The organism is Sphingomonas sp. CFBP8993 (assembly GCF_034044895.1).
GTDB lineage: Bacteria > Pseudomonadota > Alphaproteobacteria > Sphingomonadales > Sphingomonadaceae > Sphingomonas.
On sequence record NZ_JAXCWU010000005.1, the window covers coordinates 95,313 to 115,870 of the forward strand.

A 20,558-nucleotide genomic window follows, 5' to 3' on the forward strand; every position below is an offset into this window, starting at 1 on the left:
GCACCGCAAAAGGAACGGGCCTTTCAGGCATCCTCTCCTAAAAACTTTCACGGGCTGGTCGTTTCGATCGGCCCTTTTTTTTGCCTCGGCTGGGCCGTCCGCCCTTTTGCAGACCGGAACCCACCCCCACGTCCCGCGCTTTCGTGTCTCAGACACTTTGCCAAGGGACGATCATGGCCGACAGCGACGCGCCGACCCGCAAGATACAGGTGGCCAATAGCCGCCCCGAGGATTCGGGCCGGGGCCTCGCCCATGTCCCGCGCAGCCTGATGGCCGCGCTGGGCATCACCGAGGGGGATGTGGTCGAGATCGTCGGCAAGCAGGCGACGCCTGCGCGCGTCGTCGCCCCCTATCCGGAGGATGAAGGGCTGGACCTGGTCCGCATCGACGGGTTGCAGCGGGCGAATGCGGGCGTCGGCTCGGGTGATTTCGTCGAGGTGCGCCGCGTCGAATCGAAGCCTGCGACCCGCGTCGTCTTCGCGCCGGCACAGCAGAATCTGCGACTCCAGGGCTCGGCCCAGGCGCTCAAGCGCACCTTCTTCAACCGCCCGCTCTGCCAGGGCGACGTGGTGGCCACCGCCGGACAGCAGCGCGTGACGAACATGCCGCCGGGCGTCGCGCAGTTCATGAACGCGCCAGCTTACGCGCTCCAGGAAATCCGCCTCGCCGTCGTCGCGGCCAGCCCGAAGGGCGTCGTGCATATCGACGAGAATACCGAGGTCGAGCTGCGCCCCGAATATGAGGAGCCGCGCGAGGCCCGGCGTGCCGACGTCACCTATGACGATATCGGCGGCATGGCCTCGACCATCGATCAGTTGCGCGAGATGGTCGAACTGCCGCTGCGCTATCCCGAATTGTTCGAACGGCTGGGTGTCGAGCCGCCCAAGGGCGTGCTGCTCCATGGGCCGCCCGGCACCGGCAAGACGCGGCTGGCGCGCGCGGTGGCCAACGAATCGGATGCGCAATTCTTCCTGATCAACGGTCCCGAGATCATGGGCTCGGCGTATGGCGAGTCGGAACAGCGGCTGCGCGACATCTTCGAGGAAGCGACCAAGTCGGCGCCCTCCATCGTGTTCATCGACGAGATCGACTCGATCGCCCCCAAGCGTGACCGGGTGCAGGGCGAGGCGGAGAAGCGGCTCGTCGCGCAGTTGCTGACGCTGATGGACGGGCTGGAGGCGCGGGCGAACCTGGTCATCATCGCCGCCACGAATCGTCCCGAGGCGATCGACGAGGCGCTGCGGCGGCCGGGTCGCTTCGACCGCGAGATCGTGGTGGGTGTGCCCGACGAGCGCGGGCGGCGCGAAATCCTGGGCATCCACACGCGCGGCATGCCGCTGGGCGACAAGGTCGATCTGAACGAACTGGCGCGCACCACCTTCGGGTTCGTCGGCGCGGACCTGGCGGCGCTGACCCGCGAGGCGGCGATCGAGGCGGTGCGGCGGATCATGCCGCGCCTGAATCTCGAGGAACGGACGATCCCGTCCGAGGTGCTCGACACGCTGTCGGTGACGCGTGAGGACTTCCTGGAGGCGTTGAAGCGCGTGCAGCCCTCGGCGATGCGCGAGGTTATGGTACAGGCGCCGACCGTCCGCTGGGATGACGTCGGCGGCCTGGACACCGCGCAGATCAAGCTGAAGGAAGGGGTCGAGCTGCCGCTGAAGGACCCGGACGCGTTTCGGCGACTCGGTATCCGTCCCGCCAAGGGCTTCCTGCTTTATGGCCCGCCCGGCACCGGCAAGACCTTGCTGGCCAAGGCCGTCGCGCGCGAGGCGGAGGCGAACTTCATCGCCACCAAGTCGAGCGACCTGCTGTCCAAATGGTATGGCGAGAGCGAGCAGCAGATCACGAAGCTGTTCGCCCGCGCCCGCCAGGTCGCGCCCACGGTGATCTTCATCGACGAACTCGACAGCCTCGTCCCCGCACGCGGCGGCGGGCTGGGCGAGCCGCAGGTGACGGAGCGGGTGGTCAACACCATCCTGGCCGAGATGGACGGGCTGGAGGAGTTGCAGTCGGTCGTCGTGATCGGTGCGACCAACCGGCCCAACCTGATCGACCCGGCGCTGCTCCGGCCGGGGCGGTTCGACGAGCTGATCTATGTCGGCGTGCCGGACAAGGCCGGGCGGCGGCGGATCCTGGGCATCCAGACCGCCAAGATGCCGCTGGCTGCGGACGTCGATCTGGACGATGTGGCGGCGCGGACCGATCGCTTCACCGGTGCCGATCTGGGCGATGTGGTGCGCCGGGCGGGTCTGATCGCGCTGCGCAAGTCGCTGGGCGCGACCCAGGTCGACATGGCCGCCTTTGACGAGGCCCTGACCGAGGCACGGGCCAGCGTGACCCCGGAGATGGAGCGCGACTACGAACAGATCGCGGCGAAACTGAAACAGGACGCGGCGGCGATCCAGCCGATCGGCTTCATCGCCCCGGGGATGCTGACGCCGCGGGGTGACAAGCAGCCCTGAGGGGGAGGCCATCCTCCTTCTGAAGCCCCTCCTCCCGGCAGGGGGGAGGGGTTTGGGATGGGGGCAGAGCCACAGGCGACGATCTCGGTGAGACTCCTTTCCCTCCCGCCTGCGGGAGGGGAGCGGCAGGATCGGAGGTCGGGGCTAATTCGCCGACCACCCATAACTCCGCCCCACCTTGGCCACCGCGACCTCATACCGCGCATACCATCCCGCCCGCCCCCGCTCCCGGATCGCCGCATGTTCGGGATGCGCCCGCCACGCCAGGGCGCTCGCCTCGTCCGCCCACCAGCTGACGGTCATCCCGAATCCGTCAGCGTCGCGGGCGCTGTCGACACCGCGATAGCCCGGCTGTGCCGCCGCCAGCCGATCCATGGCCGACGCCGCATCGGCATAGCCCGGTTCGTCATCCCCCGTCCGTTGGGACATGAAAATCACCGCGATTTGACTCGTCCGGTCCATGATATTCCCCCATCCGCCGCGTTCGCTTTGCGACGGAATGCACCCCTTGCGCGCAACCCAATAGCTTGAAAGTCGTTCGGCACCTGTGCGACGAGGGGGTTTCCCTCGCGCGTCCCTTACGCGGGGATCACGAACGACAGGAACTCGATGCCCAGCTCGACCACCGCCGCGCGCAAGTCCCGCACCGATGCCACGGGTTATCCGTCGCCCGGCCAGATGTTCTTTCAACAGTTCCTGAAGCATCCGGTGATGGTGGGCTCGATCATTCCGTCGTCGGGCAAGCTGATCCGCAAGATGCTGGGCCCGGTCGACTGGGCCAATACCAAGCTGTTCGTGGAATATGGCCCCGGCGTCGGCACCTTCTGTCGTCCGATCCTGGAGCGGATGGCACCCGACGCCAAGCTGATCGCGATCGATACCAATGCCGATTTCTGCGACTATCTCAGCCATACCATCGTCGACTCCCGTTTCGCGGCGGTGAACGGCTCGGCGGCCGATGTGCAGAAGATCGTGCGCGACCATGGTTTCGATCATGCCGATTACGTCCTGTCGGGCTTGCCCTTCTCGACCCTGCCGCCCGGCGTCGGCCCGGCGATCGCCAAGGGCACGCATGACGTGCTGCGTCCCGGCGGTGCCTTCCTGGTCTATCAGTTCAGCCCGAAGGTGAAGGACTTCCTGGTCCCGCACTGGTCGAACATTGACCATGACATGGAATGGTGGAACGTGCCGCCGGCGCAGCTCTACTGGGCCTGGAAGGACTGAATCACGCCTCCCCGCTACGGGGAGGATCAATCGCCGTCGGGCGATTCGATCCCGAAATTCAGACCGCGCGATACCGACGGGTCGATCACCGCGATCAGCAGATAGGCGGTGAACTGGCGCAGTCGCTGGAACCAGCCGGTATTGCGCTTGTACCAGTCCGGGGTGATCGCCTCCGACCGGGCGACCTCGCCATCGATGTAGGCGCGGACATGGGTGGCGAAGGCCGGGTCCTCCACCCTGAGCATCAGTTCCAAGTTCACGAACAGGCTGCGCATGTCGAAATTGGCCGAGCCGACATGCACGGCATCGTCGATGACATAGAGTTTCGTGTGCAGCTTGGTGAGCTGATATTCGAAGATTTGTACGCCCTTGCGCAGCAGGCCCGCATAGGTGAAGCGCGCCGCCGCGATGGTCGCCTGGTTGTCCGACTTGCCTGCCGTCACGACCCGCACCTCGGCATCGCGGCGCCCGGCCCGGTCCAGCCGCCGGAGCATCGTCGGGCTGGGGGTGAAATAGGCGGCGATCACGTCGATGCGCTTGCCCCGCCGCATATCGTCGCGCACCGTCCGCGCCCAGGGCGACAGCCGCCGGGTCGGCCCGCCGATCAGCCAGCGAAGCCGCCCCTTCGACTCGCTCCAACGCGCCAGCGTCTTGTTCAGGTCGCGCAGCCGCCCCTTGGGATTTTCCGTCCAGGCGAACAGCGCATCGAAATACCCCGCCATCCGCGCCGCCGCCGGCCCCTCGACCAGCAGGCCCAGGTCGCGCCAGCTCTGGTCGGCGGGGGTGCCGAAATAATCGTCTTCGATATTGAAGCCACCGATGATGATCCGTGGATCGGGTCCCTCGGCATCGGCCAGCGCCAGCTTCTGGTGATTGCGCAGCAGATAGCGGCGGCCGAAGCGCGGCTCGAACCGCGACAGCCGCGCGCCCGCATCGACCATCGGCTGGAAGAACGCCGCGTCCGCACCCGCGCCGAAGCCGTCGACGATGACCGATACCGCCACCCCCCGTCGCGCGGCGGCGATCATCGCATCACGCACCCGTCGCCCCGTCGCGTCGTCGGCATAGATATAATAGAGGATGCGCAAGCTCGTCCGCGCCCCCTCGATCAGGTGCATCACCGCATCCAGACGGCGCGGCCCGGTATCGAGCAGGGTCAGGGCCTGTCCGTCGACGTCGAAACGCGGCTGTTCGGACGGCGGAGCAAGCGACAGGGACGTGGCGACTGACAAGATATCCTCCGGGTCGCTATAACGATCCAGGCGACATGCGCGTTGCAAGGGCCAAGGCTTTTGACTTGCCCCCCCTTTGCTGTTAGGGGGCCCTCTTTCATCCCAGCATTATTTGCGAAGGACACACGCATGGCGCGCGTCACCGTCGAGGATTGCGTCGACAAGATTCCCAACCGGTTCGATCTGGTGCTGTTCGCGGCGCAGCGGGCTCGTCAGATTTCGGGCGGGGCCGACCTGACCGTCGACCGCGATCGCGACAAGAACCCGGTCGTCGCCCTGCGCGAGATCGCCGAGGAAACCGTCCGTCCGACCCATTTGGAAGAGTCGGTGGTCAGCAGCCTCCAGCGCGTCCAGATCGACGACGAGGACGAGGCGGATGACGTCGGCAGCCTGCAGGCATCGGCCGAGGCGCTGCGCCTGACCGCCGCCGCTCCGCCGCGCAACCAGAACCTGGGTGCCGACTACGACGGCTGATCGCCGTCCGTCACCCTGATGAAAAAGGGCCGGTGCGAACCCTCGCACCGGCCCTTTTCACGTCTGGCGAATTGCGGTCCTTAATAGCCGTCCCAGTAATCCCGCCGCGCGGCATGTTCTTCGTGCCGGGCGAAATGCGCGTCGCGGCGTGCCTCATGTCGACGGACGGCGGCCGCATGGGCATAGGCGTCGGCCGCGCGGTAATCGCCATAATAGGCCGCGGTGTCCGCCGCCCGCTGGTCGCGGCCCGCCTGATAGGCCCGGACCTCCGCGCCGCGTGCGGCCTGATGCGCGCGATATTCGTCATAACGCCAGTCCTGTGCGCTGGCGGCGGTCGCACCCAGCATGGCGCCACCGGCCATCGCGACCAGCAATCCCGTCCTGAGCAGTGTCATCGCAACATCCTCGAAACGATAGGCTCCCGTACGCTGTGGACCATGCGCGACCTATCCTGAACGGACCGTGGCGCCGACGTTCAGCGAATTGGCAGCTTGGCCGCGAGGCGGGGGCGGGTCGGGCAGAACGTCCGATCGCCAGCATCGGCCTCGACCGAACTCCTACGTTGCGGCGCTTTCACAATAACCTGGTCGTCGTTGCGATCCCGTCGGGTGCGCAAGAAGCGCGCGTCTATCCGGCATGGCACCCCGCCACCGACCCATACTGTATTGACTTAGTAATACACCAGGCTCATGGTCCTCCGCAATCGACGGAGAGGATATGCATGCCCAGCGATATCGACAGGCCCGGCGATCGACCTGGGCTCGACCAGGCCCTGCGTGGGCGGCGGCGCGCGCGGCGCGTGCTGGACCTGCTCGAGGGGTGGGCGATGGTCGGCGTCATGGCGTCGGCCCTGTCTGCCGATCGCCAGCGCGAATTGATCGGGCGATTGCGCCAGTCGCCCCTGCAGCGCACGCCGGATCGGCCCGTGTCGTCACCGGATGCCGTGTCCGATGCCTTGGCCGATTTCGCCGCAGGCCGCGACATGGTGGTCCTGGTCGGATGGCATGTCGATGAGGAGCCCGCGCTGCTGCTGTCGTTCCGGGCGCTCATCCGGGCGCTGCCGCATCTGCGCACGGTCTACCCGGACGGCTTCGTGCTGCTCGACCAGCCGCTCGGCGCGGCGTTGCTCGTCGATGTCGATGCCGACGATCCCGCGCGCGTCCTAATCGACCGGCTGACGTTGACGGCGCCCGGTCGGCAGGACTGACCGGCCATTCGAGGCGACAGGTCGAAGCGGGTCAGCGCAGGAGCTTGTCCAGCCGATCATCCCGCCCGAGCCGGAGAGCGATATGCTTCGTCATCGCTCTCCGATCCTTGCGAGCCCGCAATTCCTCAATAGGCATAGGCCCGGACGAGATCGTACAGATAGTCGCGCCCGTCATAGAGTGACTTGGCCCGGATCCGCTCGTTCAGGCCGTGGATGCCCGACATGTCCTTTTCGATGAAGATGCCCGGCGCGCCATAGACCGGGATGCCGATCGCCTGGAAGAAGATGCCGTCGGTCGCGCCGGTCGACATCATCGGGACCAGCGGCACACCGGGAAAGTGCTTCGCCGCCAGCGTCTTCATCGGGCCGATGATCTTGGGATCGAGTTTCGGCGGAATGGCGGTCGGGCGGACCGGCTGGTTGGCGGTGACGGTGATCTTGGGGCCCGCCAACTCCTTCAGCCTGGCAAGCGTGCCCTCGACCGTTTCGCCGGGGAAGATGCGGCAGTTGATATTGGCGGTCGCGCGCTGGGGCAGGGCGTTTTCGGCATGACCGGCCTGCAACAAAGTCGCGACGCAGGTGGTGCGCAGCGTCGAGTGCAGCGCCTTGTCCTGGCTGACGATCGCATCCGCCGCCTTGTCGTTCGGATCGGCGAGCAGCCGGGTGATCGCGTCGCCCAGCTGGCCGCCGACCTTTTGCGCGGTCGCGGTCATGAAGGCGCGGGTGGTGTCGGTCAGGTGGATGGGAAATTCGTAACCCTGCACCGCCTTCACCGCATCGGCGACCTCGTAGATCGCGTTTTCTGGCGTCGGTTGCGAGCTGTGGCCGCCCGGATTGGTGGCGAGGAAGGTATAGTTTTGCGCCGCCTTCTCGCCGACCTGCACCGCCAGCAATTCGCGCTTGCCGTCCGAATCGAGCCGCCCGCCGCCGCCTTCGTTCAGGACGAGCTCGGCCGCGATCAGGTCGGGCTTGTTCCTGGCCAGCCACTCCGCGCCGTTGAACGCGAAGGTCGTCTCCTCGCCGCAGGTCAGCGCCATCTTGATCGTGCGCCTGGGCGGGGTCTTTTTCAGGCGAATCAGCGTATCGGCCCAGACCGCGCTCATCGCCTTGTCGTCGACGGTGCCGCGACCATAGAGGAAGCCGTCCTCCTCGATCAGCTTGAACGGATCGCGGGTCCAGTCCTCGCGCTTGGCCTCGACCACGTCGAGATGGCCGAGCAGCAGCATCGGCTTCAGCGCCTTGTCGGTGCCGGGCAGGATCGCGACGATGCCGCCGTCCTTGGGATGCTCGGGCACCGAGAACAGGGTGATATCGGCGTCCCGGTAGCCCGCCGCCTTCAGCCGGTCGGCGATCTGCGCCGACGCCTGGGTGCAGCTGCCCACCGACAGGCTGGTATTGGTTTCGACCAGTTGCTTGTAGAGATTGAAGAATGCCCTCTGGTCGGGCCTCCCTTGCGCCGCCGCGATACCGGGCAACAGCGCCAGCGTCGCCGCCACCCCGCCGAGCCATTTTGCCAACCGCATGTGATCCCCCTCTTTTCCATGTCGGCGGGGAATAGAGCGGTTCGTGCGACCGGGTGCAAGCGTTCCTCCCCTGCAAGGGGAGGGGGGACCATGCGCAGCATGGTGGAGGGGGCGTGCCACGAATGACATCCTTTGTGGAGAACCCCCTCCACCACCGCTTCGCGGCGGTCCCCCTCCCCGTACCGGGGAGGATCGCAAGTCCTTTGCCCCGGGCCGATTTCGCGCTAGCAGTCGCCGATGGACCAGCCTGACATTTCCACTCGCCCCCGCCTGATCTCGCCTTCGCTGTTTGCGCTGTCGATCTTCTATGGCGGCATGGTGTGTATCGCGGGCGTGCTGGGCAACAAGCAGGTGGCGCTCGGCCCGCTGGCGGTGGAGGCGGGGATCTTCGCCTTCCTGCTGCTGGTCGTCACGTCGAGCGCAGTGGCCGAGCTTCACGGTCCGGCCACCGCCGGGCGGCTGGTGCGGGTGGGCTTCGTGCCGCTGCTCGTGTCGCTGGCGCTGTCCTGGGTGGTGTTCGTGCTGCCGGCATCGCCCGACATGATCCCGGCCAATCGCGACGCGATCCAGCTGGTGCTGGGGGCGACCTGGCGGATCTGGCTGGGCGGGATCGTCGCCTATGGCGTGTCGCAGACGCTGAACGTCACCATCTTTGCCGCGCTCAAGGGGCGCGAGGGCAGCAAGCTGCTGTGGCTGCGCGCGGCGATCGCCAGCATGCTCAGCCAGGTGGTCGATACGCTGTTGTTCGTCACCATCGCCTTTTACGGCGCCTTCCCGATCGGCCAGCTCCTGGTCGGACAGATGATCGCCAAGGTCACGCTGTCGGCGGTGCTGGTGCCGCCGCTGATCTATGTCTTCGTCGCGATCGGGCGTCGGCTGGACCGGGCCTGATCCATATTGCCGGTTTTCCCCGCCGCGCGCGCGCGATAAAGGGCCGCTCATGACCAACCACGATCCCGACGCCGCCCTGCTCGCCAAGGCCGAGACGCTGACCGAGGCGCTGCCCTATCTTCAGCGTTATGCGGGCAAGACCTTCGTGGTGAAATATGGCGGCCACGCCATGGGCGCCCCCGAGCGGCAGCGCGATTTCGCCGAGGATATGGTGCTGCTGAAGGCGGTCGGCATCAACCCGGTGGTGGTGCATGGCGGCGGTCCGCAGATCGGCGCGATGCTCAAGCGGCTGGGCGTCGAGTCGCAGTTCGTCAACGGCCTGCGCGTCACCGACCGCGAAACCGCGCAGATCGCCGAAATGGTGCTGGCGGGTTCGATCAACAAGGAAATCGTCAGCTGGATTTCCGCCGCCGGCGGCCGCGCGGTCGGCATCTCGGGCAAGGATGCGGGCCTCGTCATCGCCGAAAAGATTCAGGGGCGCGAGGCCGATCCGCTCCAGGGCATTGAACGCCATGTCGATCTGGGTTTCGTCGGCGAGCCGGTGTCGGTCGACCCGCGCCTGATCGAGAGCCTGTGCGCCGACGGCATCATCCCGGTCATCGCGCCGGTCGCGATCGGGCTGGACGGCCATACCTACAACATCAACGCCGACACCATGGCGGGCGCGATCGCCGCGCGGCTGGGCGCGTCGCGCTTCTTCCTGCTGACCGACGTCGCGGGCGTGCTCGACAAGCAGGGCGAGCTGATGACCGACCTGAACCCGGCCAAGATCGCCGAACTGCGTGTCGATGGCACGATTTCGGGGGGGATGATCCCCAAGCTGGAAACCTGTGTCAACGCGGTCGAGGCGGGCGTGGATGCGGCAGTGATCCTGGACGGCCGGGTGCCGCACGGGATGCTGCTGGAGATCTTCACCAAGCAGGGTGCGGGGACGTTAGTGCGTCGGTAATGGGGTGAGGTCGCGGGCGTGGCCTTCGACTTCGCTCAGGCTGAACGGGGTTGGGGTAGTAGAACCCGGCCTCTGGCCGCTCCCCTCCCGTAAACGGGAGGGGATGGGGGAGGGCAGGCCCCAAGCAATGCGCTCTGCGAGGCTCCTTACCCTCCCCAAACCCAGTTTCAGGTAAACGATGCCCCGCATCGTTTAAGTCATGCCGGGGGCATGACCGACCTGAAACTCGCCTGCGGGAGGGGCTTCAGAAGAAGAAGGCGGGAGGGTCTCGACCCTCAAAAATCGACCGCGACGCCCTTCAATTCCCAATCCCCATATCGCACCGGATTCTTGCCCAACGGATCGTCTTGCGGCTCCGGCTTGGCCTCCGGTTCGGGCACCGGCGGGTTTTGCGACAGGTAGGCTGGCGGCTTCACATGGTCGGGGCGCTGGCCCATGGGCGGTCCTTTCGACTAAGGGGCAATGATTGCAGCCCATGTCGGGGCTGACAGGAGTTTTGCCAAGTGACACGTCCTCCCCAATCGCCGACCCGTGGCCGTTCCGATCGTCGCGGGCCCCCGAAGGGCGAGGACCGGCGCGGGCGGCAGCAGCGCCCGACCGAGCCGCTGGGCACCGCCGCCCGCCGCGCCGCCATCCGCCTGCTCGACGCGGTGCTGCGTCGGGGCGAGCCGCTGGAGGCCGCGCTCGCTTCGGCGACGCGCGCGCTGGCGGGCGGGCCGGACCGGGGTCTGGCCCATGCCATCGCGGCGGAGACGTTGCGCCGCCTGCCCGATCTCGACGCGCTGATCGACTCGGCGACCAAGCAGCGGCTGCCCGACGATGCCAAGGCGCGCTTTGCGCTGCGCATCGCGCTCGTCCAGGTGCTGGCGCTCGGCACGCCGCCGCATGCCGCGATCTCGACCGTGCTGCCGCTGGTCGATGGCGGACCGCGCAAGCTGGTCCACGGCGTGTTCAGCACCATCACCAAGAGTGGCGTGCTGCTGCCCGAAATCCCCGCTCTCCCCGAGGCGACCGAGGCACGCTGGGAAGAGAATTGGGGGGAGGATATGGTCGAGGCCGCCGCCCACGCCATCGCCGCCCCGCCGCCGCTCGACCTGACGCTGGCCGATTCGGCGGCGGCCGAGGAATGGGCGGAAAAGCTGGGCGGGGTCAGCCTGCTGCCAGGCCATGTCCGCCTGCCCTCTGGCCATTCGGTCATGGAGTTGCAGGGCTTCGACGAAGGCGCCTGGTGGGTGCAGGACCTGGCCGCCTCGATCCCCGCGCGGCTGTTGGGCGAGGGCCGGGGCAAGGTGCTCGACCTGTGCGCCGCGCCGGGGGGCAAGACGCTCCAGCTCGCCGCCGCCGGGTGGGACGTGACCGCGATCGACCAGTCCGAGCAGCGTCTGGGGCGGCTGAACGAGAATCTGGAGCGCACGAATCAGACCGCCGAAGTGGTCGTCGCCGATCTGCGCGAATGGGCCCCCAAGGACCAGGTGGACGCAATCCTGGTCGATGCGCCGTGCAGCGCCAGCGGCATCTTCCGCCGCCACCCCGACGTCCTCTACCGCGTCCGCCCCGCGATCATCGCCGAGATGGCGGAGTTGCAGCGGGTGATCCTGGCCCGCGCCGCCGACTGGCTGAAACCCGGCGGCACGATGGTCTATGCCACCTGCTCGCTCGAGCCCGAAGAGGGGGAGGCGCAGATCGCGGCGTTCCTGGAGCAGCGGCCCGATTATGCGCTGTCGCCGATCACCGGCGACTGGCCCGGCATCACCGAACAGGGCACGATCCGCACCCTGCCGACGATGCTCGCGAAAGAAGGGCGGCTCGACGGGTTCTTCATCGCGCGGCTGCAACGCAAAGGCTGACTTGGGCGCGATATGACGTTAAGGACACACGCCATGCTCCCGGTCCGTATCGCTCCCTCCATCCTGTCCGCCGATTTCGCCAAGCTGGGCGAAGAAGTCAGGGCCATCGACGCCGCCGGCGCCGACTGGATTCACATCGATGTGATGGATGGGCATTTCGTGCCCAACATCACCATCGGCCCGGCGGTGGTGAAGGCGTTGCGCCCGCACACGACCAAGCCGTTCGACGTGCATCTGATGATCTCGCCGATCGACGCCTATCTGGACGCCTTCGCCGAGGCGGGGGCGGACACGATCACCGTCCACCCGGAGGCGGGACCGCACATCCACCGCACGATCCAGCATATCAAGGGGCTGGGCAAGCGGGCAGGCGTCGTCCTGAACCCCGCCACGCCGGCCAAGATGCTGGATTACCTGATCGACATGGTCGACCTGGTCCTCGTCATGAGCGTGAACCCCGGTTTCGGCGGACAGAGCTTCATCGAGAGCCAGCTCAAGAAGATCGCCGCGATCCGCAAGATGATCGAGCATTCGGGCCGCGCGATCGACCTGGAGGTCGATGGCGGCGTCGATCCGCATTGGGCCAAGCGCTGTATCGAGGCCGGGGCCGACGCGCTGGTCGCGGGCACCGCCGCCTTCCGGGGTGGCCCGGAGCATTACGCCGCGAACATCGCCGCTTTGCGCGGTTGAGCGTAATGCCCGATCGCATGGGGGCCGAAGAGGCCCGGATTGCCGCCGACAGCATCGAAGAGGGCAAACGCCTCGTCCGCGTGCAGAGCGGCGGCCTGTCGCTCGCCGATCGCTTGAGCGAGCATCTCCACCGGCTGACCTGGCGCACGCCGCTCCATTCGCTGCGGTTGAAGGGTCGGCATCCGCTCAAGCTGATGGCGGTGCCCGAGGACCCGGTGCTGGGCGATATCGAGCGCGGCCATGCGCTGCTTGGCGGGGTGCTCGACTGGCGCGGCGAGGAACGCGGGGTCGAATCGATCGATTTCGCCCGGCCCGACTGGTCGACCGGGTTCGCCGACCATCTGCACAGCTTTGCCTGGCTGCGCGACCTGTCGACCGTCGCGACTCGGGCACAAGGCGCGCCGATCGCCGAATATCTGATGGGCCGCTGGCTCGATGCCTTTGCCGAGACGGTGGACGCCACCGCCTGGCGGCCCGACCTGTGGGGGCGGCGCATCCTGTTCTGGACCGCGCACGCCCCGCTGATCCTGTCGTCGACCGATCTCGTCTATCGCTCGCGCGTGCTCAACACGATGGCGCGCGGGGCACGGCATCTCGATCGCGGTGCGGACAAGGCACCGCCGGGCGTGGCGCGAATCGCCGCCTGGTGCGGGGTGATCGCGGCCGGGCTGCTGCTGGCGGGGGGTGATCCGCGCCAGGCGTTCGGCGAGGCGGGGCTGGCCCGCGCGCTCGACACCGGGCTGTTCGCCGATGGCGGCGTCATCGCGCGCAGCCCGGCGGTGCAGCTGGACGCGGTCATGCTGCTGACCATGATGCGCGAAGTCTATGACGCGCGCGGACTGGCATTCCCCGAAGCCTTCCAGACGCGGTTGCAGCGCATGATTTCGGCACTGCTCGGCGTCATGCATGGCGACCGCGCGCTGTCGAGCTGGCAGGGCTCGGGCCCGGAGACGCCCGAGCGGATCGCCGCCGTCATCGAGGCGTCGGGCGTTCGCACCCGGCCGCTGCGCCAGGCGGGCGACTGGGGTTATCAGCGGCTGGCCGCCGGGCAGGCGGTGCTGGTCATGGACGCAGCCCCTCCGCCGATCGCCCGCGCGATCGAGGGCGGTTGCGCCTCGACCCTGGCCTTCGAGTTTTCGGACGGGGCGCAGCGGATCGTCGTGAATTGCGGCGGCGCGCGTGCGACCGTGGCGCAGGTGCCCGCCAGCCTGGCGCACGGCCTGCGCACCACGGCGGCGCATTCCACGCTGACGCTGGGCGATTCGAACTCCACCGCGATCCACGCCGACGGCACGCTGGGGCGCGGCGTCGCGCAGGTCGAGCTCAGCCGACAGGAATCGGACGCCGCCAGCCGGATCGAGGCGAGCCATGACGGCTATGTCCGCCGCTATGGCTTCACCCATCGCCGCCAGTTGCTGCTGACCGGCGACGGGCGCGAATTGCGCGGCGAGGATGCCTTGCTGCCCGAGGGGCGCAAGCGTCAGGCGGGCAGCACGAACTTCGCCCTGCGCTTCCACCTCGGCGACGGGGTCGAGGCGATGGTGACCGCCGAGAGCGGCCAGGCGATCCTGCGGCTGGAGGACGGCGCGCTGTGGCAGTTCCGCTGCCGCGGCGGCATGCTGGCGATCGAGGAATCGCTGTGGATCGACGGCACCGGGCGCCCCGTCGCGACCCAGCAGCTGGTCGTGATCGGCGAGACGCCTGCCGGCGGCGCGCATGTCAGCTGGGCGTTCAAGCGGGCGCTTTGACGGCAGGCCCGGCGATCACGCCGGAGCCCGCCGAAAGGGCTCCGCTCAATCGATCCGGTACAATCTGAGCGGCGAACCCTTGGGAAGCGGCAGCGGCGTCAGCCACTTCGGCGTCCAGCCATGCGCCAGCCGGTCATAGAAGCCCCCCGGCGCGCGCGCGCGGTAATTGGTCGACTCGGCCATGTCGGGGCAGATCAGCAACAGCGTCGCACCATGCCGCTTCATGATGCTGTGCGCCTGCGCCTCGCCGCCCTGGAAGGCGTGCTGCACGTCCAGGATTGCATCGCCGTTGCGGTGATAGGGCCCCGCGATGGCATCGTGATGCGTCGTCACGATCAGGCGCGGTCCCAGGTCGACGAAGGTGAAGACCGTGGCGCGCGGATAGGCATTGACCCGGGTCAGCACCGATGTCCGCACGCACTGGCCGGTCGCAGTGTTGACGCGGTTGGCATAGGCGTTGGACTGGGCGGCGGGCAGATACTTGACCACCCATGTCGCCGTGATCCCGGTCGGGACCAGGATCGCCAGCACGATCGCGGGCACGCGCAGCAGGGGCGAACGCAGCCGGAGCAGCCAGGGCAGGATCATCCATAGCAGCGCCGCGATGCCGGGCACCGCCAGCATCTGCGCCGCCGGGGCGGCGCGCGCCTGCCACAACAGCATCAGGCAGGCAAAGGTCGTGAACAGCGCCACGGCGGTCCAGCCGATCGTCCGCCGCCGCCATGCCGCCGCGATCGCACCGATCATGCCGATCAGCGGCATCGTCGCCATCGGCAGGGCGACGCGCAGCGGATGCTTGTAGATCGGCTTGGCCTCGCGGACATTGTTCAGCCAGTTGCGCTGCAACTCGGGGCTGACCTGTTCGGGACGGGTCAGGCATTGCGGGAACAGGCTGGCAAAGCCGCCCGCGATCACCGCGCCCGCACCGACCGCCAGGCCCAGGCGCGCCGCGCGCGACTCCGGGTTGATCCGGGCCATCACGAACAACAGCGCGCCCGCCACGACCGTCACCGACAGCCAGACCGGGGTCAGCGCGTCGCAGCGCATGGCGTAATTGGCATTGGAGGCAAAGGCGGCGAACCCCGCCGCGCTCCCCCCGCCCAGGGTCAGCGCATAGACCGCCAGCCGCTCGGCCTCGGCCCGGTCCCAGACCCAGCGCAACGTCAGGATCGCACCCGCCATCGCGGCATAGGGCAGCATCTCCAGCCCGATCGCCAGCGACACCGCGCTGGCCAGGCCGACCAGCGCGCCGCCGCGCCGCGCCTTCGGATCGCACAAGCCGGCGACGGTGACCGCCAGCATCGCCAGCTGCCACCCGTGATGGTCGATGCGCATCGGCATGTACATCAGCTGGGTCGCGCCCGCACACATCAGCAGGATCATTGCGAGCGGCCAGGCGAGCGGTGCGATCAGCCGCCGCGCGGTGGCCGCGATGGCCAGCATGGTGATCGACAGCGGCAGGATCGGTGCGATCCCGCACGCGAGTCGCTCCGCCCAGGCCGGGGTGGTGAACAGGCGGAAGAACAGGATCAGGCCCGCGATCGGCAGGTCGACGATGCGGCTCCAATGGATGTCGAAGCCGACCGGCGGGTTCATCCGATACTGGCGCAGATCATACCAGCCCTGGCCCGCCATCCAGGCGCGCACCTGCATCAGGCGCATATTGTCGTCGGTGTCGGACAGCGACCACCAGCGGATCTGACCCCACCGGTCGTAGAGATACCAGGCGGCGATCGCGGCCCACGCCACCAGCACCCAGCGTTGCCAGTTGCGATCGATCTCGCGCTGCAGACGTTCCAAAGACGCTTCCCTCATACCCGCCCGCAGCCTAAGGCGCGGGGACTCGGGGCCCGCTCTATCGCGGGCCGCGCAAAGGGCAAGGTTGGGCGAGGGCGCGTGGCAATTCTTCACGATCGGATCGAACGGTGGCGGGACAGCGGAATGCTGGGCCAGCTGATCCGTTTCGGTATCGCGGGCGGATTGTCGACGGTGGTCTATTCCGCCGTATACCTGCCGCTGACCGCATGGGTCCTGCCGAAGAGGCAGGCGGTGCTCGCGGTGCCGCCCGCCTTCCTGGTTGCGGTGATCTTCGGTTTCTTCCTGCACAGCGCCTGGAGCTTTCGCGGCCACGGCACCCGCGATTCCAGCGGACGGCAGCATCTGAAATTTCTGGTGGTGCAAGGCTTTGGACTTGTGCTGAATGCGCTCTTTACCTGGATCGTCACCGGGCTTTTGCATCAACAACCCTGGGTCGCGCTGATCCCGGTGGTCACGATCACGCCGATCGCGACCTTCGCGCTCAACCGCCAATGGGTCTTCGGATAAGTTCATGGACCGTATCGTTTACGACCGCATGGCCGCGCACGACTCCACCCATTGGTGGTACCGCGCGCGCCGCGACATCCTGGCCGACTATCTGACCCGCTACGGAAAGCTGCCCGGAAACGCCCGCATCCTGGAGATCGGTTGCGGCACCGGGCACAACCTGCCCATGCTGGCGCAGTTCGGCACGGTCGACGCGATCGAGATCGATCCGGCCGCGAGGCAGATCGCGTCCGAGCGGCTGGGCAAGCCGGTGCAGGCCGCGCCGCTGCCCGAACTGCCGGGGATCGAACGCGGCGCGTACGACCTGATCGCGGTGCTCGACGTGGTCGAGCATATCGAGGACGATGTCGCTGCGCTGGCCGCGATGAAAGCCTGCCTGAAGCCGGGCGGCAAGATCCTGATCGCGGTGCCCGCGCACCAGTGGATGTGGTCGGCGCATGACGTGGTGAACCATCACCATCGTCGTTATTCCAAGGGCACGCTGGTGTCGGCGATCGAGAAGGCGGGGCTGAAACCCCGCAAGCTCAGCTATTTCAACTCGCTGCTCTTCCCCCTGGCCGCCGCCGCGCGCATCGCCGGGCGGCTGACCGGCCGCGACGACAGCGACGATTCGCCGCCGCCCGCGCCGCTCAACAAGGCGTTCGAGGCGATCTTCCGGCTGGAACGGCATCTGGTCGGCCGCGCACCGATGACGCCGGGGGTATCGATCGTGACTTTGGCGGAGCCTGTTTGAGTTAGGGTGGGGCGTGGCTTGAGTTGGGCGTCGAAGGCCACGGGGATCCCTCACCTTTCCGGGTTCCGCTCTCTTCCTAAGGGCGATACGGAAGCCCCCATGCTGGACTTTCATCGCGCCGACCTGGCCCGACTGGCCGCGCGGGACCGATTGCGGGGGCTGGCTCCGCAGCGTGGCCGGGACTTTGCTTCCAATGACTATCTCGGCCTGGCGGGCCACCCCCGCCTCGCCGCCGCCATCGCCCACGCGGTGGCGGAAGGCGTGCCCGTCGGATCGGGCGGGTCGCGGCTGTTGCGCGGCAACCATCCCGAGCATGAGGCGCTGGAGGCGGAGGCTGCCGCGTTTTTCGGCGCGGAGGCCAGCCTCTATTTCTCGTCCGGCTATACCGCCAACGCCACGCTGCTGGCGACGCTGCCGCAGCGCGGTGACCTGATCGTCCATGACGCGCTGGTCCATGCCAGCATGCATGAAGGGATGAAGCTGTCGCGCAGCGAAAGCGTCGCGGCGGCGCATAATGATCCGGCCGCCTTCGACGACGCGATCCGGGCCTGGCGTGCGCGGGGCGGCAAGGGCACTGCCTGGATCGCGGTCGAGAGCCTCTATTCGATGGACGGCGACACCGCGCCGCTGGCCGACCTGATAACGGTGGCCGAACGCCACGACGCGATGCTGATCGTGGACGAGGCGCATGCCACCGGCGTCTTCGGGACGCACGGGCAGGGTCTGGCGACGGCGGGCGAGCGGGTCGTGACCCTCCACACCTGCGGCAAGGCGCTGGGTTGCGAGGGTGCGCTGGTTGTCGGGCCTGCGATCGTGCGCGACTATCTGGTCAATCGCGGGCGGGGCTTCATCTTTTCCACCGCGCCTTCGCCGCTGATGGCGCGCGGCGTGCGCGAGGCTTTGCACATCCTGGCCGACGAGCCCGAACGGCGGGCGATGCTGCGCGATCGGATCGCGCTGGCGGGCGAGCATCTGGCAAAACATGGCGCGCTGGCACAGGGCACGCCGATCATGCCGCTGATCCTGCACGACAATGGCCGCACCATGCGCGCGGCGGAGGCGCTGCAGGCGCGCGGCTATGACATTCGCGGCATCCGTCCGCCGACCGTGCCGGTGGGCGCGGCGCGGCTGCGGCTGTCGATCACTCTCAATGTCGAGGAGGCGGACATCCTCGCCCTCGACCACGCACTTTACGAGGTTCTGGCATGAGCGCCGTCATCGTCACCGGCACCGATACCGAAATCGGCAAGACCGTCTTTTCCGCCGCGCTGACCGGCGCCCTGGGCGCAAGCTATTGGAAGCCGGTCCAGGCGGGCACCGATGACGAAGGGCATGGCGATGCCGAGACGGTGGCACGGCTCAGCGGGCGTCCGGTCCTGCCATCGGCCTATCGACTGAAGACGCCGTGCTCGCCGCACCGCGCCGCCGAGATCGACGGGGTGACGATCGAGAAGGATCGCCTGGCCCTGCCACAGGTCGACGGGCCGCTGGTCGCCGAGGGGGCGGGGGGCGTGCTGGTGCCGGTGACGCGCCAGCTGCTGTTCGCCGACCTGTTCGCGCATTGGGGGTGCCCGGTGGTGCTGGTCGCCCGGACCGGGCTGGGCACGATCAACCACAGCCTGGCGTCGATCGAGGCGCTGCGGGCGCGCGGCGTGACCCTGCTGGGTGTCGCGTTTGTCGGTGACGCGGTCGAGGATAGCGAGGCGACCATCGCCGCGATCGGCCAGGTGAAACGGCTCGGTCGCCTGCCGCGTCTCGCCGATCTGAATCGGGACACGCTGGGGCAGGCGTTCGCGGCGAATTTCGACGTCGAGGATTTTCGATGACCTCGCCGGTCTGGCACCCCTTTACCCAGCACGGCCTGGGCGAGCCGATCCCGTGCGTCGCCACCGCGAGCGACGCGGTGCTGACCACGGTTGACGGACGCGAGGTGATCGACGCCATCTCCAGCTGGTGGGTGACGACGCACGGGCACAACCACCCCCGCATCAGCGCCGCCATCGCCGACCAGGCGGGCAAGCTCGACCAGATCATCTTTGCCGGCTGGACCCACGAACCCGCCGAGGAGGTCGCCGCCGAGCTGGTGCGGATCACTCCGCCCGAGCTGACGCGGGTGTTCTTTTCCGATTCCGGGTCGACGGCGGTCGAAGTCGCGCTGAAGATGGCGTTGGGCTATTGGTTAAACCGCGGCGAGCCGCGCCACCGCATCCTGGTCCTCGAACACAGCTATCACGGCGATACGATCGGCGCGATGTCGGTGGGCGCGCGGGGCGTGTACAACCGCGCCTATGCGCCGCTGTTGTTCGATGTCGGCACCATTCCCTTTCCCCATGACGTGCAGGCCACGCTCGACGCGCTGGAGGCGGAATGCCGGGCGGGGGCGGCGGCGTTCATCGTCGAGCCGCTGGTGCTGGGGGCGGGGGGGATGCTGCTCTATACCCCCGAGACTTTGGCGGCGATGCGGTCGATCTGTACGGCGCACGGCGTGCTGTTCATCGCCGACGAGGTGATGACCGGCTGGGGCCGCACCGGCACGCTGTTCGCCTGCGATCAGGCGGGGGTGGTGCCCGACATTCTCTGCCTGTCCAAGGGGCTGACCGGCGGCGCGGTGCCGCTGGCGGTGACGCTGGCGACCGAGGCGATCTTCGAGGCGCACTGGTCGGCGACCGATCGGTCGAAACAATTCTTCCACTCGTCTAGCTATACCGCTAACCCTATCGCCTGCGCGGCGGCGGCGGCCAATCTGGCGATCTGGCGTGACGAGCCGGTGCAGGCGCGGATCGACGCGCTGGCGGCGGCGCAGGCACGGCATCTGGCGGCGGTGTCGGGTGCATCGGCGGTTCGCCACCCACGGGCGCTGGGCACGATCGCGGCGTTCGAACTGGGCGCGGGGCAGGACTATCTCTCCGACTTGGCCCCCCAACTTCTGGCGCATTTCCGGAACAGCGATCTGCTCGTCCGGCCGATGGGCAACACCATCTATGTCATGCCGCCCTATTCGATCACGCCCGAACAGCTCGGTACAGTGTGGACCGGCATCCAAAGCGCGATCGATCGGTTTGGGGGAGCGTCAGGAAGCAACCAATTCCAGAGCTGATTGGCATTCACACTATTCCTCCCCTGTAAGGGGAGGGGGACCATGCGCAGCATGGTGGAGGGGCGTCACCGCTGGCGACGAAAACCCGACATCGCCAGCCGGGACACCCCTCCGTCAGGCCTTTGGTTGCCACCTCCCCTTACAGGGGAGGAA

20 protein-coding genes are annotated in these 20,558 nt (G+C 67.9%); 14 read left to right on the forward strand and 6 right to left on the reverse strand.

Going from position 1 to position 20,558, the window contains the following annotated elements; genetic code table 11:
* The first annotated feature begins 173 nt into the window (after window positions 1-173).
* Window positions 174-2,465 (forward strand): CDC48 family AAA ATPase, encoded by a 2,292-nt coding sequence (locus SOM26_RS11580; protein ID WP_320452879.1) that lies wholly within the window; start codon window positions 174-176, stop codon window positions 2,463-2,465.
* Window positions 2,466-2,609: 144 nt separating this feature from the next.
* Here SOM26_RS11580 and SOM26_RS11585 read toward each other — a convergent pair whose 3' ends face one another.
* Complete coding sequence (locus SOM26_RS11585) at window positions 2,610-2,894, reverse strand: antibiotic biosynthesis monooxygenase family protein (protein ID WP_320452880.1); 285 nt, start codon at window positions 2,892-2,894, stop codon at window positions 2,610-2,612.
* A 180-nt stretch (window positions 2,895-3,074) separates the two neighbouring features.
* Between SOM26_RS11585 and SOM26_RS11590 the strand changes: the two genes are divergently transcribed.
* A complete protein-coding gene (locus SOM26_RS11590; protein ID WP_320452881.1) occupies window positions 3,075-3,689 on the forward strand; it encodes a class I SAM-dependent methyltransferase in 615 nt (204 codons plus the stop codon).
* A gap of 26 nt (window positions 3,690-3,715) precedes the next feature.
* Here the strand turns inward: SOM26_RS11590 and SOM26_RS11595 are convergent, their stop codons facing one another.
* Window positions 3,716-4,921 (reverse strand): phospholipase D-like domain-containing protein, encoded by a 1,206-nt coding sequence (locus tag SOM26_RS11595; protein WP_320452882.1) that lies wholly within the window; start codon window positions 4,919-4,921, stop codon window positions 3,716-3,718.
* A 129-nt stretch (window positions 4,922-5,050) separates the two neighbouring features.
* On the opposite strand from SOM26_RS11595, the gene rpoZ reads away from it, so the two are divergent.
* The gene (rpoZ, locus tag SOM26_RS11600) at window positions 5,051-5,395 is read left to right on the forward strand and encodes a DNA-directed RNA polymerase subunit omega (RefSeq protein WP_320452883.1); all 345 of its coding nucleotides are present in this window, start codon (window positions 5,051-5,053) and stop codon (window positions 5,393-5,395) included.
* A gap of 80 nt (window positions 5,396-5,475) precedes the next feature.
* Here rpoZ and SOM26_RS11605 read toward each other — a convergent pair whose 3' ends face one another.
* Window positions 5,476-5,790, reverse strand: a complete 315-nt coding sequence (locus SOM26_RS11605) for a hypothetical protein (RefSeq protein WP_320452884.1) — start codon at window positions 5,788-5,790, stop codon at window positions 5,476-5,478.
* Between the two features lie 326 nt (window positions 5,791-6,116).
* Here SOM26_RS11605 and SOM26_RS11610 point away from each other — a divergent pair, with 326 nt between their 5' ends.
* On the forward strand, window positions 6,117-6,602 hold the full coding sequence (locus SOM26_RS11610; protein WP_320452885.1) for a hypothetical protein: 486 nt from the start codon (window positions 6,117-6,119) through the stop codon (window positions 6,600-6,602).
* Window positions 6,603-6,727: 125 nt separating this feature from the next.
* On the opposite strand, the gene SOM26_RS11615 is transcribed toward SOM26_RS11610, so the two are convergent.
* The gene (locus SOM26_RS11615) at window positions 6,728-8,125 is read right to left on the reverse strand and encodes a M20/M25/M40 family metallo-hydrolase (RefSeq protein WP_320452886.1); all 1,398 of its coding nucleotides are present in this window, start codon (window positions 8,123-8,125) and stop codon (window positions 6,728-6,730) included.
* A 237-nt stretch (window positions 8,126-8,362) separates the two neighbouring features.
* Between SOM26_RS11615 and SOM26_RS11620 the strand changes: the two genes are divergently transcribed.
* Entirely contained in the window at window positions 8,363-9,016 is a 654-nt protein-coding gene (locus SOM26_RS11620; RefSeq protein WP_320452887.1) for a queuosine precursor transporter, read from the forward strand.
* A 49-nt stretch (window positions 9,017-9,065) separates the two neighbouring features.
* Window positions 9,066-9,965, forward strand: a complete 900-nt coding sequence (gene argB, locus SOM26_RS11625; protein ID WP_320452888.1) for an acetylglutamate kinase — start codon at window positions 9,066-9,068, stop codon at window positions 9,963-9,965.
* Window positions 9,966-10,240: 275 nt separating this feature from the next.
* Here argB and SOM26_RS11630 read toward each other — a convergent pair whose 3' ends face one another.
* A complete protein-coding gene (locus tag SOM26_RS11630; RefSeq protein WP_267435977.1) occupies window positions 10,241-10,402 on the reverse strand; it encodes a DUF1674 domain-containing protein in 162 nt (53 codons plus the stop codon).
* A 66-nt stretch (window positions 10,403-10,468) separates the two neighbouring features.
* Here SOM26_RS11630 and SOM26_RS11635 point away from each other — a divergent pair, with 66 nt between their 5' ends.
* From SOM26_RS11635 to SOM26_RS11645, 3 genes are read left to right on the forward strand one after another with little or no spacing between them, the layout of a single operon-like run.
* Window positions 10,469-11,812, forward strand: a complete 1,344-nt coding sequence (locus SOM26_RS11635; protein WP_320452889.1) for an RsmB/NOP family class I SAM-dependent RNA methyltransferase — start codon at window positions 10,469-10,471, stop codon at window positions 11,810-11,812.
* Between the two features lie 33 nt (window positions 11,813-11,845).
* Window positions 11,846-12,502: a ribulose-phosphate 3-epimerase gene (rpe, locus tag SOM26_RS11640; RefSeq protein WP_320452890.1), complete on the forward strand. Its 657-nt coding sequence runs from the start codon at window positions 11,846-11,848 to the stop codon at window positions 12,500-12,502.
* 17 nt (window positions 12,503-12,519) lie between these two features.
* The gene (locus SOM26_RS11645; protein WP_320452891.1) at window positions 12,520-14,250 is read left to right on the forward strand and encodes a heparinase II/III family protein; all 1,731 of its coding nucleotides are present in this window, start codon (window positions 12,520-12,522) and stop codon (window positions 14,248-14,250) included.
* A gap of 45 nt (window positions 14,251-14,295) precedes the next feature.
* Here SOM26_RS11645 and SOM26_RS11650 read toward each other — a convergent pair whose 3' ends face one another.
* Window positions 14,296-16,065: an AcrB/AcrD/AcrF family protein gene (locus SOM26_RS11650; RefSeq protein ID WP_320452892.1), complete on the reverse strand. Its 1,770-nt coding sequence runs from the start codon at window positions 16,063-16,065 to the stop codon at window positions 14,296-14,298.
* 126 nt (window positions 16,066-16,191) lie between these two features.
* Between SOM26_RS11650 and SOM26_RS11655 the strand changes: the two genes are divergently transcribed.
* The 5 genes from SOM26_RS11655 (at window position 16,192) to SOM26_RS11675 (ending at window position 20,405) form a co-directional block, all read left to right on the forward strand.
* Complete coding sequence (locus tag SOM26_RS11655) at window positions 16,192-16,575, forward strand: GtrA family protein (RefSeq protein WP_320452893.1); 384 nt, start codon at window positions 16,192-16,194, stop codon at window positions 16,573-16,575.
* A gap of 4 nt (window positions 16,576-16,579) precedes the next feature.
* Window positions 16,580-17,308, forward strand: a complete 729-nt coding sequence (locus SOM26_RS11660) for a class I SAM-dependent methyltransferase (protein ID WP_320452894.1) — start codon at window positions 16,580-16,582, stop codon at window positions 17,306-17,308.
* A 99-nt stretch (window positions 17,309-17,407) separates the two neighbouring features.
* Window positions 17,408-18,517 carry an 8-amino-7-oxononanoate synthase gene (locus SOM26_RS11665; RefSeq protein WP_320452895.1) on the forward strand — a complete coding sequence of 370 codons (1,110 nt, stop codon included), beginning with the start codon at window positions 17,408-17,410 and terminating at the stop codon, window positions 18,515-18,517.
* Window positions 18,514-19,134, forward strand: a complete 621-nt coding sequence (bioD, locus tag SOM26_RS11670; protein ID WP_320452896.1) for a dethiobiotin synthase — start codon at window positions 18,514-18,516, stop codon at window positions 19,132-19,134. Before SOM26_RS11665 ends, bioD begins: the two co-directional genes overlap by 4 nt.
* The gene (locus tag SOM26_RS11675; RefSeq protein ID WP_320452897.1) at window positions 19,131-20,405 is read left to right on the forward strand and encodes an adenosylmethionine--8-amino-7-oxononanoate transaminase; all 1,275 of its coding nucleotides are present in this window, start codon (window positions 19,131-19,133) and stop codon (window positions 20,403-20,405) included. Before bioD ends, SOM26_RS11675 begins: the two co-directional genes overlap by 4 nt.
* Window positions 20,406-20,558 lie beyond the last annotated feature (153 nt).

Excerpts from the sequence above, each read along its gene's own strand:
- SOM26_RS11580 (WP_320452879.1), top strand. The coding sequence starts at position 174 with ATGGCCGACAGCGACGCGCCGACCCGCAAGATACAGGTGGCCAATAGC.
- SOM26_RS11585 (WP_320452880.1), bottom strand. The coding sequence starts at position 2,894 with ATGTCCCAACGGACGGGGGATGACGAACCGGGCTATGCCGATGCGGCG.
- SOM26_RS11590 (WP_320452881.1), top strand. The coding sequence starts at position 3,075 with ATGCCCAGCTCGACCACCGCCGCGCGCAAGTCCCGCACCGATGCCACG.
- rpoZ (WP_320452883.1), top strand. The coding sequence starts at position 5,051 with ATGGCGCGCGTCACCGTCGAGGATTGCGTCGACAAGATTCCCAACCGG.
- SOM26_RS11605 (WP_320452884.1), bottom strand. The coding sequence starts at position 5,790 with ATGACACTGCTCAGGACGGGATTGCTGGTCGCGATGGCCGGTGGCGCC.
- SOM26_RS11610 (WP_320452885.1), top strand. The coding sequence starts at position 6,117 with ATGCCCAGCGATATCGACAGGCCCGGCGATCGACCTGGGCTCGACCAG.
- SOM26_RS11615 (WP_320452886.1), bottom strand. The coding sequence starts at position 8,125 with ATGCGGTTGGCAAAATGGCTCGGCGGGGTGGCGGCGACGCTGGCGCTG.
- SOM26_RS11620 (WP_320452887.1), top strand. The coding sequence starts at position 8,363 with ATGGACCAGCCTGACATTTCCACTCGCCCCCGCCTGATCTCGCCTTCG.
- argB (WP_320452888.1), top strand. The coding sequence starts at position 9,066 with ATGACCAACCACGATCCCGACGCCGCCCTGCTCGCCAAGGCCGAGACG.
- SOM26_RS11630 (WP_267435977.1), bottom strand. The coding sequence starts at position 10,402 with ATGGGCCAGCGCCCCGACCATGTGAAGCCGCCAGCCTACCTGTCGCAA.
- rpe (WP_320452890.1), top strand. The coding sequence starts at position 11,846 with ATGCTCCCGGTCCGTATCGCTCCCTCCATCCTGTCCGCCGATTTCGCC.
- SOM26_RS11645 (WP_320452891.1), top strand. The coding sequence starts at position 12,520 with ATGGGGGCCGAAGAGGCCCGGATTGCCGCCGACAGCATCGAAGAGGGC.
- SOM26_RS11650 (WP_320452892.1), bottom strand. The coding sequence starts at position 16,065 with ATGAGGGAAGCGTCTTTGGAACGTCTGCAGCGCGAGATCGATCGCAAC.
- SOM26_RS11655 (WP_320452893.1), top strand. The coding sequence starts at position 16,192 with ATGCTGGGCCAGCTGATCCGTTTCGGTATCGCGGGCGGATTGTCGACG.
- SOM26_RS11660 (WP_320452894.1), top strand. The coding sequence starts at position 16,580 with ATGGACCGTATCGTTTACGACCGCATGGCCGCGCACGACTCCACCCAT.
- SOM26_RS11665 (WP_320452895.1), top strand. The coding sequence starts at position 17,408 with ATGCTGGACTTTCATCGCGCCGACCTGGCCCGACTGGCCGCGCGGGAC.
- bioD (WP_320452896.1), top strand. The coding sequence starts at position 18,514 with ATGAGCGCCGTCATCGTCACCGGCACCGATACCGAAATCGGCAAGACC.
- SOM26_RS11675 (WP_320452897.1), top strand. The coding sequence starts at position 19,131 with ATGACCTCGCCGGTCTGGCACCCCTTTACCCAGCACGGCCTGGGCGAG.